At 72.2% G+C, this 12,631-nt stretch carries 9 protein-coding genes; all 9 read left to right on the top strand.

Annotation, left to right across the window (positions count from 1 at the left end; all coding sequences use genetic code 11):
- The first annotated feature begins 13 nt into the window (after positions 1-13).
- Positions 14-934: an ABC transporter ATP-binding protein gene (locus COUCH_RS31465; protein ID WP_249608827.1), complete on the top strand. Its 921-nt coding sequence runs from the start codon at positions 14-16 to the stop codon at positions 932-934.
- A gap of 1 nt (position 935) precedes the next feature.
- Positions 936-1,688 carry an ABC transporter permease gene (locus tag COUCH_RS31460; protein ID WP_249608826.1) on the top strand — a complete coding sequence of 251 codons (753 nt, stop codon included), beginning with the start codon at positions 936-938 and terminating at the stop codon, positions 1,686-1,688.
- 117 nt (positions 1,689-1,805) lie between these two features.
- The gene (locus tag COUCH_RS31455) at positions 1,806-2,615 is read left to right on the top strand and encodes an ABC transporter permease (RefSeq protein WP_249608825.1); all 810 of its coding nucleotides are present in this window, start codon (positions 1,806-1,808) and stop codon (positions 2,613-2,615) included.
- A gap of 1,494 nt (positions 2,616-4,109) precedes the next feature.
- A complete protein-coding gene (locus COUCH_RS31445; RefSeq protein ID WP_249608824.1) occupies positions 4,110-5,243 on the top strand; it encodes a YihY/virulence factor BrkB family protein in 1,134 nt (377 codons plus the stop codon).
- Positions 5,244-5,516: 273 nt separating this feature from the next.
- Positions 5,517-6,695, top strand: coding sequence for an ROK family transcriptional regulator (locus COUCH_RS31440; protein ID WP_249608823.1), 1,179 nt, complete (start codon positions 5,517-5,519; stop codon positions 6,693-6,695).
- Positions 6,696-6,880: 185 nt separating this feature from the next.
- Positions 6,881-8,428: a sugar ABC transporter ATP-binding protein gene (locus COUCH_RS31435; RefSeq protein WP_249613860.1), complete on the top strand. Its 1,548-nt coding sequence runs from the start codon at positions 6,881-6,883 to the stop codon at positions 8,426-8,428.
- A 46-nt stretch (positions 8,429-8,474) separates the two neighbouring features.
- A complete protein-coding gene (locus tag COUCH_RS31430) occupies positions 8,475-9,566 on the top strand; it encodes an ABC transporter permease (protein WP_249608822.1) in 1,092 nt (363 codons plus the stop codon).
- A 65-nt stretch (positions 9,567-9,631) separates the two neighbouring features.
- Positions 9,632-10,675, top strand: coding sequence for a substrate-binding domain-containing protein (locus COUCH_RS31425; protein ID WP_249608821.1), 1,044 nt, complete (start codon positions 9,632-9,634; stop codon positions 10,673-10,675).
- Between the two features lie 40 nt (positions 10,676-10,715).
- The gene (locus tag COUCH_RS31420; protein WP_249608820.1) at positions 10,716-11,900 is read left to right on the top strand and encodes a Gfo/Idh/MocA family protein; all 1,185 of its coding nucleotides are present in this window, start codon (positions 10,716-10,718) and stop codon (positions 11,898-11,900) included.
- Positions 11,901-12,631: the final 731 nt, after the last annotated feature.

Below are 12,631 nucleotides of genomic sequence, written 5' to 3'. Positions count from 1 at the left end.
TAGGGTCGGCGGGGTGACACTCATTCACGCTCGCGGGCTGGTCAAGCGGTTCGAGGGCTTCACGGCGGTCGACGGGATCGACGTCGACGTGCAGCGCGGCGAGGCGTTCGGCTTCCTCGGCCCCAACGGGGCGGGCAAGAGCTCCACCATGCGGATGATCGGCTGTGTCTCGCCGCCGACCGGGGGCGTGCTGCGCATCCTCGACATGGATCCGCTGCGCGACGGGCCGAAGATCCGGGCGCGGCTCGGCGTGTGCCCGCAGCTCGACAACCTCGACCTCGAGCTGACCGTCCGGGAGAACCTGACGACGTATGCCCGCTTCTTCGGCATCCCCCGCAAGGTGGCCCGGCGGCGTGCCGACGAGCTGATCGATTTCGTGCAGCTCACCGAGCGTGCCGGCAGCAAGGTGGAGCCGCTGTCCGGCGGCATGAAGCGCCGGCTCACCATCGCCCGCGCCCTGGTCAACGAGCCCGAGATCGTGCTGCTCGACGAGCCCACCACCGGGCTGGACCCGCAGGCCCGGCACCTGGTCTGGGAGCGGCTGTTCCGGCTCAAGCAGCAGGGCGTGACGCTGGTGCTGACCACGCACTACATGGACGAGGCGGAGCAGCTCTGCGACCGGCTCGTGGTGATGGACGGCGGCAAAATCGTCGCCGAGGGGTCGCCGCGCGCGCTCATCGACGAGTATTCGACGCGCGAGGTGGTCGAGCTGCGCTTCAACGTCGAGTCCCAGGACGTCTTCGCGGAGAAGCTGGCCGGCGTGGGCGAGCGCCTGGAGATCCTGCCCGACCGCATCCTGCTCTACGTGGCCGACGGCGACGACGCGGTGGCCGAGGTGCAGCGCCGCGCGCTGAGCCCGGCCAGCGTGCTGGTGCGCCGCAGCAGCCTCGAGGACGTGTTCCTGCACCTCACCGGCCGGACGCTGGTGGACTGACATGACCTGGTCCGTGCTCGAATACCACCTGGTCAGCTACCGCCGCATCTGGCGCTCCAGCGTCCTGTCGTCGTTCGTGCTGCCGCTGCTGACCATGCTCGGCTTCGGCGTGGGCGTCGGGGCGTATGTGACCGGCGGCGTCCAGGGCGTGCCGTACCTCGACTGGATGGTCCCCGGCCTCATCGCCTCGACCGCCATGCAGGTCGCGATCGGCGACTCCAGCTGGCCGGTCTTCGGCGGCTTCGAATGGCAGAAGATCTACTTCGGCCAGGCGTCGGCGCCGCTGCGCGTGGCGGACATCCTCGACGGCCACCTGCTGTTCGTCGTCTTCCGCACGCTGACGAGCTGCGCGGCGTTCCTGCTGATCGCCACGGCCTTCGGCACGATGCACTCGGCGTGGGCCCTGGCGACCCTCCCGATCGCGGCGCTGGTCGGCCTGGCGGTTGCCACCCCCACTTTCGCGTATGCGGCCACCGTCCGCAGCGACAGCTACCTGGCCATCCTGTTCCGCCTGGGCGTCATCCCGATGTCCCTCTTCTCCGGCGTCTTCTTCCCGGTCGAGTCGCTGCCGGCGGTCTTCCGCTGGATCGCGTACGCCCTCCCGCTCTGGCACGGCGTCGACCTGGGCCGCGCGGCCACCCTCGGCACGGCCCCGTCCTGGTCGGCGGCCGGCCACGTGGTGTACCTCGCGCTGTGGGCGGGAGCGGGCTGGCTGCTCGCGCTGCGCCGGTTCCGCAAGCGGCTGGTGGTATGACATGACACCGCACCCGCTCGCCGTCGCCCCGGCTGATCCTTCGCGGCCCGTCCCGCCCGTGGCTGGGGCCCGAGCCGTCTCCTCCATGCCCTTTCCCCATCGGCCCAGGAGGTCGTCGTGGTGACTCTCGTCCTGCCGCGGCTGGTGTCGTTCGAGGGCGCGGGCCGCCGCTCGGCCTCCGTCGTCGAGCGCAACGCGGCATCGTTGCGCACCGCGTACTGGCTGGTGCTGATCTCCGGTTTCCTCGAGCCGGTCCTCTACCTCTTCTCGATCGGCGTGGGCGTGGGCGCGCTGGTGGGCGACCTGACGCTGCCCGACGGCCGGATCATCGGGTACGCCGCGTTCGTGGCCCCCGCGATGCTCGCCTCCTCCGCCATGACGGGCGCGCTGTCGGAAACCACCTTCAACTTCTTCGGCAAGATGAAGTTCATGAAGCTGTACGACGGGATGCTCGCCACCCCCGTACGCCCCATCGAGATAGCCCTCGGCGAGCTGGCCTGGGCCATGATCCGCGGCAACCTGTACGCGGCCGCCTTCCTCGTCGTCATGGTGCTCATGGACCTCACCACCCCGCCCCGCGCCCTGGCAGCCTTCGCGGCGGCGGTCCTCGTCGGCTTCGCCTTCGGCGGCGCGGGCATGGCGCTGTCCACGTACATGCGCAGCTGGCAGGACTTCGACCTGATCGCCTCGGCCCAGTTCGCCCTGTTCCTCTTCTCGGGCACCTTCGTCCCGGCCCAGGCATACCCCTGGATCCTCCGCTGGCTCGTGGAAGCCACCCCGCTGTACCGCTCGGTCGACCTGATCCGGGCGATCAGCACGGGGGGAGTGGGCTGGGTGCAGGCGGCGGACGTGGTCTACCTGCTGGCAGTGTTCGCCATCGGCCTGACGATCGCGGGGAGGCGCATGGAAAAGCTCCTCTGCAAGTGACCGCAGGCGGCCCACACCTTCCCGCATCCCGCCCGTCCCTGGTGGCTGCCCGTCCCTGGTGGCTGCCCGTCTCTGGTGGCTGCCCGTCTCTGGTGGCTGCCCGTCTCTGGTGGCTGCCCGTCTCTGGTGGCTGCCCGTCTCTGGTGGCTGCCCGTCTCTGGTGGCTGCCCGTCTCTGGTGGCTGCCCGTCTCTGGTGGCTGCCCGTCTCTGGTGGCTGCCCGTCTCTGGTGGCTGCCCGTCTCTGGTGGCTGCCCGTCTCTGGTGGCTGCCCGTCTCTGGTGGCTGCCCGTCTCTGGTGGCTGCCCGTCTCTGGTGGCTGCCCGTCTCTGGTGGCTGCCCGTCTCTGGTGGCTGCCCGTCTCTGGTGGCTGCCCGTCTCTGGTGGCTGCCCGTCTCTGGTGGCCGCCGGTCCCCGGTGGCCGCCCGTCCAGGATGATTGCCCGTGCCGGGTTGCCCGGGGCTCCGCTGTGAGTGCGTGGCGGGCTGGGGGTCTGCGCCTGCCCGGCCGCGAGTGCCGGGGTGCCGGGGTGCCGGACCAGCGTGTTGGCGTCCACGTGCGCTGGCCGCCGTTGACGTGCGGCTCGCGTTGGCGTGCGATGTGCGTCGGCGTCCGCGCCGCGCTACCGCGCATTGGAGCCCGCGCCGGCGCCCGGCGCGCCTCGCCCAGGGCGCCGCGCCTGTCGCGCCGTGCTGGCGTCCACCCCGCGTTGGTGCGTGCACCGCTCCCGATCCCGCGCCCGGCGGCTCGCGCCCGGCGCCCGGCGGCTCGCGCCCCGCGGTCCGCCCTGCGGCCCGGCGCCCTGCGGCCCGGCGCCCGGCGGCTCGCGCCCGGCGGCTCGCGCCCCGCGGTCCGCGCCCGGCGGCTCGCGCCCTGCGGCTCGCGCCCGGCGGCTCGCGCCCTGCGGTCCGCGCCCGGCGGCTCGCGCCCTGCGGTCCGCGCCCGGCGGCTCGCGCCCGGCGGCTCGCGCCCGGCGGCTCGCGCCCTGCGGTCCGCGCCCGGCGGCTCGCGCCCTGCGGTCCGCGCCCGGCGGCTCGCGCCCTGCGGTCCGCGCCCCGCGGTCCGCGCCCTGCGGTCCGCGCCCGGCGGCTCGCGCCCTGCGGTCCGCGCCCGGCGGCTCGCGCCCCGCGGTCCGCGCCCCGCGGCTCGCGCCCCGCGCGCGCACATTCCGCTGGCATCCAGAGCCTTCACCCGCCGCGCCTGCGTCCCAGACCCAGACCCGGACCTTCCGAAGCCCGGCCGCCACATCCCTCTCCCGGGCCCGGCGCCGCGGCTCCTCCCGGCACCCCCCGGACCGCTCCCCACCCCTTCCCGCCCTGCTCAAGACCATCTGAGCTGGACAAGCGCTGAACGCAGCCTGGGCAGAAAGTGGTTAAAGCCCCAGGATGGCGGGCATCCCCTTTTCCAGGTCGCGGATCGCAGGGGGCTCGGTGTGGCGGAGCCGATGCGGGTGCGTCCGACGAGACCATGCGTAGCGCCCCTGGAGGTATGTGGCGATGAAGCTTTTGGGCAAGGCCGGTGACACGTCGCACGACGGCGGCCACGACAAGGAGGCTGCCGCTGCGCGTGCCGCCGGGGAGCGGGATGCCGACCGCAAGGGGATGGACCTGGATGCGGCTGCGACGTCGCGTACGGGTGCCGACCGCGACAACGACCTGTCCGCGCCCGACCCCGACGCCGGGCCCGACAACCCGGCTCAGCTGAAGGGCAAGGGGATTCTCGGCGCCCTGAAGCGGACCTTCAAGCAGTTCTCCGAGGACAACGTCACCGACTGGGCGGCCGCCCTCACCTACTACGGGGTGCTGTCGATCTTCCCCGGCGCGCTGGTGCTCGTGTCGATCCTGGGCATGCTCAGCGACAACGGGCAGCAGACCGTGCAGGAGACGGTGCAGCAGGTGGCGCCCAGCCAGCAGATCCAGAACCTGGTCAACCAGGTCCTCACCCAGGTGCAGGACCCGGGCAAGGCCGGCATCGCCGCGATCATCGGTATCGTGGCCGCGTTCTGGTCGGCCTCCGGCTACATCGGCGCGTTCATGCGCGCCTCGAACGCCATCTACGACGTGCCCGAGGGCCGGCCGGTCTGGAAGACCATCCCGATCCGCCTGGGCGTCACCGCGGTCATCGGCGTCATGCTCATCATGTCCGCGGTCATCGTCGTCTTCACCGGCGGCCTGGCCGAGGCGGTCGGCAAGCAGATCGGTCTCGGCGGGGGCTTCGTCACCGCCTGGAGCATCGCCAAGTGGCCGGTCCTGATCATCCTGGTCAGCCTGATGTTCGCGATCCTGTACTGGGCGTCGCCGAACGCGAAGACCGGCGGCTTCCGCTGGGTCAGCCCGGGTGGCATCTTCGCGGTGCTCGTGTGGGTCGCCGCCTCCGCCGCGTTCGCGATCTACCTGGCCAACTTCGCCAACTACAACAAGACGTACGGCACGCTCGGTGGTGTCATCGCCTTCCTGGTGTGGCTGTGGATCTCGAACATCGCCATCATGCTCGGCGCGGAGCTGGACGCGGAGCTGGAGCGCGGCCGGGCCATCGCGGCCGGCCACTCCCCGGACGACGAGCCGTTCCTGCAGCTGCGCGACGACCGCAAGCTCAAGAAGGGCAGCGAAAAGGGTCTCAGCACGAATTGACGGACGAACCTCACCGACGGCCGCGCTTCCTCCCGGGAAGCGCGGCCGTCGCTGCTTCGACCCGAAGCGCAGCCACCGCCCACCACCGAAGGGGGGTCGAACCGCCGTACCGCAGCCTCCCCAGCTGACAGCACCATCCACCTACTTTTGAATCAGATGACAAAAGTTTGCGGTGATCAACGAGAAGGTATGGACTAGCGCGCCGGAAGGGCCCTAGTGTGACGGGCGTGACACCGTACCGTTTCGGCGGTCTGAACGGCCCGGAGGTTGCCCGTGCATGTCGTCGACCCCCCTCATCTGCGCCTTCTCCGCTTGTTGCGGGACGAGGGTCCGATCTCCCGCGCCGAGCTGGGTGACCGGCTCGATCTGACGCGGCCGCGGCTGCTCGCGGAGGTGGAGCGTCTCGTGGCCGCCGGCTACATCGCCGAGGCGGGGATGGCCGCGTCGCGTGGCGGGCGCCGATCCACGCTGGTGGAGCTGCATCCGCGGCTGCGCTTCGCCGCGGTCGACCTGGGCGCCAGCTCCATCGACATCGAGGTGACGAACGGGCGGTTGGAGCCCGTCGCCGCGTACCGGGAGATCGCCGACATCCGCAGCGGCCCGAAGGCGATCCTGCACCGGGTGAACGAGCTGCTGGCGAAGGCGCGGACCGACGGTGCGTACGAGAAGCTCGATGCCGTCGGGATCGGCGTGCCCGGACCGGTCAGCTTCCGCGACGGTGTGCCGGTGTCGCCGCCGATCATGCCGGGCTGGGACCGCTACCCGGTGCGGGAGCTGCTGGCCCGCGAGCACGGATGCCCGGCCGTGGTGGACAACGACGTCAACATCATGGCGATCGGGGAGCGGCACGGCGGGGTCGCACACTCGGTGGACGACTTCCTCTTCGTCAAGATCGGTACGGGCATCGGCTGCGGCATCCACCTGGCCGGCGACGTGTACCGGGGCGTGGACGGGTGTGCCGGCGACATCGGGCACATCCAGGTCGACGCGCACGGTCCGATGTGCTCGTGCGGCAACGCCGGTTGCCTGGAGGCGCTGTTCAGCGGGGCGGCGCTGTCCCGCGACGCGCTCGCCGCCGCCCGCAGCGGGGAGTCGCCCGCGCTGGCCGAGCGGCTCACCACCAACGGCGAGCTGGGCGCGCGGGATGTCGCCGACGGGGCCGCCGAGGGCGACGTGACCTGCATCCGGCTCATCCGTGACGGCGGCCGGCGGGTCGGTGCGACGCTGGCGACGCTGGTCAGCTTCGCGAACCCGTCGATGATCGTCATCGGGGGCGGGCTCGCGCAGCTGGGCCACATCCTGCTGGCCGAGATCCGCAGCGTCGTCTACCGGCGCTCCCTGCCGCTGGCGACCGGCAACCTTCCGGTGGTGCTCAGCGAGCTGGGCGCCCGCGCGGGCGTCACGGGCGCGGCCGTCCTGGCCAGCGACACGGCCTTCGAGCAGGCGTCGTGACGACCCCCGGCGAGGCCGCCCGCCGCGACCAGGAACCGCCCGTGGCCGGCCGCCAGGAACGCGACCAGGAACCGGCCGTCGACGGCCGCCGGCAACGCGGCCAGGAACCGCCCGTGGCCGGCCGCCAGGAACGCGACCGGGAACCGGCCGTGGACGGCCGCCGGCAACGCGGCCAGGAACCGGCCGTGGACGGCCGCCAGGGACCAGAGCAGGAGCGGACCGGCGAGGTCGTGCTCAGGCTGGAAGGCGTCGTGAAGACCTTCCCCGGCGTACGGGCACTGGACGGCGTGGAGCTCGAGGTCCGCGCCGGCGAGGTGCACTGCCTGCTCGGCCAGAACGGCGCCGGCAAGTCCACGCTGATCAAGGTGCTGGCCGGGGTGCACCACGCCGACGAGGGCAGCATCACGTGGCTGGGCGAGCCGTTCGCGCCGGCCACGCCGCAGGCCGCGATGCGCGCCGGCATCGCCACGATCTACCAGGAGCTCGACCTCGTCGACGACCTGTCGGTGGCCGAGAACGCGTTCCTGGGCCACGAGGAGAGCCGCGGCGGCTTCCTGCGGCGGCGCTCGACGGCAGCGCGTACCCGGGAGATCCTCGGCCGGCTCGGGCACCCGCAGATCCCGCCGCGCCGGGCCGTGCGCTCGCTGCCGGCGGCGGGCAAACAGATCGTCAGCATGGCCCGGGCGCTGTCGCACGACGCCAAGCTGATCGTCATGGACGAGCCCAGCGCTGTGCTCGCCCACGACGAGGTCGAGAACCTGTTCCGGATCATCCGGGAGCTGACGTCGCACGGCATCGCGGTCATCTACATCTCGCACCGCCTCGAGGAGATCCGCGACATCGGCGACCGGGTCACCGTCCTCAAGGACGGCCGGACGACCGCGGCGAACCTGCCGGCCCGCAGCACCCCGACCCGCGAGCTGGTCAGCCGCATGACGGGCCGCACCATCGAGTACGTCTTCCCGCAGCGGACGGGCCGGGCCACGAGCGGCGAGCCGCTGCTCGAGGTCGAGGGCCTGACCCGCGAGGGCGAGTTCGCCGACGCCTCCCTGACCGTGCGCGCCGGTGAGATCGTCGGCATCGCCGGGCTCGTCGGCTCGGGCCGGTCGGAGCTGCTGGAGACCATCTTCGGCGCGCGCCCGGCGGACGCCGGCACGGTCACGATGGCCGGTAAGCGGATCCGGTCCATCGGCGACGCCGTACGCCACGGCATGGGCATGGCCCCCGAGGAGCGCAAGAGCCAGGCGCTGCTGCTCGACGAGCCGATCTACCGCAACATGACCTTGTCGTCCTTCTCCGGGTACGCCCGCGGCGGCTTCACCGACGCCGGCAGGGAGAAGGAAGCGGCCATGCGTACGGCGGACCAGCTGGAGCTGCGTCCCCGCGATGTGAACCGCCCGGTACGCACGCTGTCCGGCGGCAACCAGCAGAAGGTCGTCGTCGGCCGCTGGCTGCTCGACAAGACGAAGCTGCTGCTGCTCGACGAGCCGACCCGGGGTGTGGACGTGGGCGCCCGGGCCGAGCTGTACCAGGTGATCCACGATCTCGCAGCCGGCGGCGTGGGCGTGCTGCTGGTCTCCAGCGAGGTGCCCGAGGTGCTGGGCCTGGCCGACCGGGTGCTGGTCATGCGCGAGGGACACCTGATCCATGAAGCGCCCGCACAGGACATCGACGAAGCAACCGTGCTGGACCTCGTGATGGCGGGGTCTCTCATGGAGGGAGAGCCGGCATGAGGCGGCGCACCGGGAACCACGCGGGGACGCTGGAGGGGGCACGGTCATGACCGAGCAGAGCACCAAGCCTGGCGTGCCGGCGCAGTCGCCGCCGGTCGACCCGGCGATCACCAGAGAGGCCGCGGAGACGACGGCGCAGCCCCGGCAGAGCTGGTGGAAGAGCGACGGCGCGGAGCCCGTACGCCGCAACCTCGGCCTGGTCGGCGTCCTCGTCGTCCTGGTGATCATCGGCGTCGTCACCCGTCCCGAGCTGTACGGCAACGCGAGCTGGGTGACCGACAACGTCTGGACGATCCTGCAGCAGGCGTCCGCGATCGGCGTGGTGACCGTCGGCATGACCTTCGTGATCATCGGTGGCGGCATCGACCTCTCCGTCGGCGCCATCGTGGCGGTGGCCGGCGTCTGGTCCACCACGCTCGCCACCCAGAGCTACGGCGCGGCCGGAATGATCTTCACCGCGATCGTCGTGGGGATCGTCGTCGGGCTCGTCAACGGGCTGCTCGTCTCGTACGGAAGGCTCGTGCCCTTCATCGCGACCCTGGCGATGATGGTCGCCGCGCGCGGCCTGGCCGCGCAGATCTCCGGCAAGCAGACCCAGGTCTCGAGCAACACGACCATCAACGACATCGCCAGCACGAAGGTCCTCGGCATCCCGATGCTGGTCATCATCCTGGCGCTGGTCGTCGCGGCCGGCTGGGTGCTGCTGAACCGCACCACGTTCGGGCGGCGCACGGTCGCCGTCGGCGGCAACGTCGAGGCGGCCCGGCTGGCCGGCATCAACGTGCGGCTGCACACCGTGCTGCTGTACGCGCTGTCCGGGCTGTGCTGCGGCATCGCGGCGATCATGCTGACCTCGCAGGCCACCAGCGCGCAGGCCGCGATGGCGAACCTCTACGAACTCGACGCGATCGCCGCGGCGATCATCGGTGGCACGCTGCTCAGCGGCGGCCGCGGCACCATCATCGGCGCCCTCTTCGGGGTGCTGGTCTTCTCCACCATCACCAACCTCTTCGCCATCAACAACCTCTCCACCGAGGTCCAGAACATGGTCAAGGGCGGCATCATCGTGGCCGCCGTGCTCGTCCAGCAGTTCCGCTACCGCTCGCTGACGCAACTCTTCGGCCGCAAGACCGCCTGACCCAGCCCCCACATCTCACCCGGCGACCGCCCGACGGCCGTCCGGTCACCCCTGGGAGAAAACCGATGATCGATCTGTCCCGTCGCCGCATCCTCTTCGGTGGCGCCGCCCTCGGCGCCGGTGCCGTACTGACCGCCTGCACCAGCAACACGCCCAGCGAGAACACGCAGATCAACACCAACGCGGACTCCGACAACAAGAACGCCGCGCCGGGCGACAAGGTCGTCATCGGCTTCTCCGCCCCGGCCGCCGACCACGGCTGGGTCGCCGCGATCACCAACAACGCGAAGGCGCAGGCGGCCGCGTACAAGGACGTGGAGTTCCGCAGCGTCGCGGCCGGCGCCGACGCCGCCGCGCAGCGCGCCGCGGTGTCCACGCTCATCGCTCAGAAGCCGACGGTCATCGTGCTGCTGCCGCACGACGGCAAGGAACTCAACGCGGTCGGCCTGCAGGCGATGCAGGCCGGCATCCCGGTGGTGAACCTGGACCGGGCGTTCCCCGACCAGGGCGCGTACCGGCTGCAGATCAAGGGCGACAACTTCGGCATGGGCCTGGCCGCCGGCGCGTACATCGGCGAGCAGCTGAAGGCCAAGGGGATCAGCAACCCGATCATCGGCGAGATCCCCGGCATCGACTCGCTGGAGCTGACCCAGGAGCGCACCCGTGGGTTCAACCAGGCCCTCGCCACGTACGGCTTCAAGGTGGCCAACCGGCGCCCGGCGGACTTCACCGCCGACGGTGGCCAGCGGGCGGCGACCGACCTGCTGCGGGCGCTGCCGAAGATCGACGCGCTCTGGAACCACGACGACGACCAGGGCATCGGCGTGCTCGCCGCGATCAACCAGGCGAACCGCAAGGAGTTCATCATGGTCGGTGGCGCCGGCTCGAAGCAGGCCATCGACACGATCAAGGCCGACAACACCCCGCTCAAGGCGACCGTCACGTACAGCCCGTCGATGGCGTCCTCGGCGATCTCGCTGGCCCGCCTGATCGGGCAGGGCAAGGGCATGTCGGACCTGGTGGAGCTGCAGGTGCCCAAGGAGATCACGCTCGCCTCGGAAACGATCACCAAGGAGAACGCGGAGCAGTACGGCAAGCTCGGTTTCTGACGTCTCGCGACCACAAGCGAACACACGATCGGAGAGCACGATGGGGCAGCTGCGGGTCGGCATGGTCGGTTATGCGTTCATGGGCGCCGCGCACTCACAGGCCTGGCGGACCGTCAACCACGCGTTCGACCTGCCGCTGTCGGCACGGATGTCGGTGGTCTGCGGCCGTGACGAGGGCAAGGTCGCGGCCGCGGCCACCAAGCTCGGCTGGGAGTCGCACGCCACCGACTGGCGCGAGGTCGTGGCCAGCGACGACGTGGACCTGGTGGACATCTGCACGCCGGGCGACACGCACGCGGAGATCGCCCTCGCGGCGCTCGCCGCCGGCAAACACGTCCTCTGCGAGAAGCCACTGGCCAACTCGGTGGCCGAGGCCCGCGAGATGGCCGAGGCGGCGGCCGCGGCGCAGGCCCGGGGCATCCGGGCGATGTGCGGCTTCAACTACCGCCGGGTGCCGGCCGTCGCGCTGATGCGCCAGCTCGTCGCCTCCGGGCGCATCGGCACGCTGCGCCACGTCCGCGCGGTGTACCTGCAGGACTGGATCGTCGACCCGCAGTTCCCGCTCGTCTGGCGGCTGCGCAAGGACGTGGCCGGCTCGGGCGCGCTGGGCGACATCGGCGCGCACATCGTCGACCTCACCCAGTACGTCACCGGTCAGCTCATCACCGGCGTCAGCGCCCTCACCGAGACCTTCGTCCGCGAACGCCCGCTCCCCGTGGAGGCGGCGGGCCTGTCGGCGGCGGGCAACGGCCACGCCGGCTCGGGCGAGGTGACCGTGGACGACGCGGCGTTGTTCCTGGCCCGCCTCGACGGGGGAGCGGTGGCCACGTACGAGGCCACCCGCTTCGCCACCGGCCGCAAGAACGGCCTCCGCGTCGAACTCAACGGCTCCCACGGCTCGGTCGCGTTCGACTTCGAGCGCATGAACGAACTCGAGTTCTACGACGCCACGGTCCCCGCGGCGGAACAGGGCTTCAGCCGCATCCTGGTGACCGAGCCGGAGCACCCGTACATGGCGGCCTGGTGGCCGGCCGGCCACCTCATCGGCTACGAACACTCCTTCACCCACGAAGTCCACGACCTCATCGCCGCGATCGCAGCCGGCGAGGACCCGGCACCGTCCTTCGCGGACGCCCTCCAGGTCCAGCTCGTCCTCGACGCCGTGGAACGCTCGGCAGCCTCCTCGGCCTGGGTCCCGGTGGAGGCGCAACTGGCCTCTGTCTGACACCACGGCCCGCGAGGGACGGCCCGGTTGCGCCCCGGACCGCCAAGGGCCTCGGTTGTCCGGCATCGACCGCCGGGTTCCCGGTCACTGCCGAACAACCACATCACAAGTACGGGCACAGCACGGCCCCGTGGCACACGCCACGGGCCGTGCCGTCCCGACCTCACCACGCCGCCATCCGGGCCGGAAGGTGGGCCGGACCACCCGGCAACCCGCACCACCCATCCCCGGCGCCCCGCGCCGCCCACGCTGCCAGCCACCCTGACCCTGCGCCGACCGCGCGCTCCGCCGCGCCGGGCTGGTCGCCCGCGTGCCTGCACCGTCCGCGCCTCGCTCACCCGCGCAGCCCCAGCCCGCGCCGCCCGCCAAGCGCGACCCGCCACCCGCGCGGCCCCACTGCGGTTCCCGCGCCACCCGCGCGACCCCGACCGCGGCCCCGCGCCACCCGTGCGCCCCGCGCTGCTTGCGGCCCGCCACCCGCGCGCCCGCGATGCGCGCCTCGCTCACCCGCGCAGCCCTCACCGCGGCACCTGCGCTGCCCGCGCGCCCACGCTGCCCGCGCTGCCCGCGCTGCCCGCGCGCCCGCGCGCCCGCGCTGCCCGTGCGCCCGCGCTGCCCGCGCGCCCGCGCTGCCCGCGCGCCCACGCGGCCCGCGGCCCGCGGCCCGCCGCCAGCGCTGCGTGCCTCGCTCACCCGCGCAGCCCTCACCGCGGCACCTGCGCTGCCCGCGC

It is taken from the genome of Couchioplanes caeruleus (genome assembly GCF_023499255.1).
GTDB lineage: Bacteria > Actinomycetota > Actinomycetes > Mycobacteriales > Micromonosporaceae > Actinoplanes > Actinoplanes caeruleus_A.
This window is presented reverse-complemented; position numbering and strand designations above follow the sequence as displayed.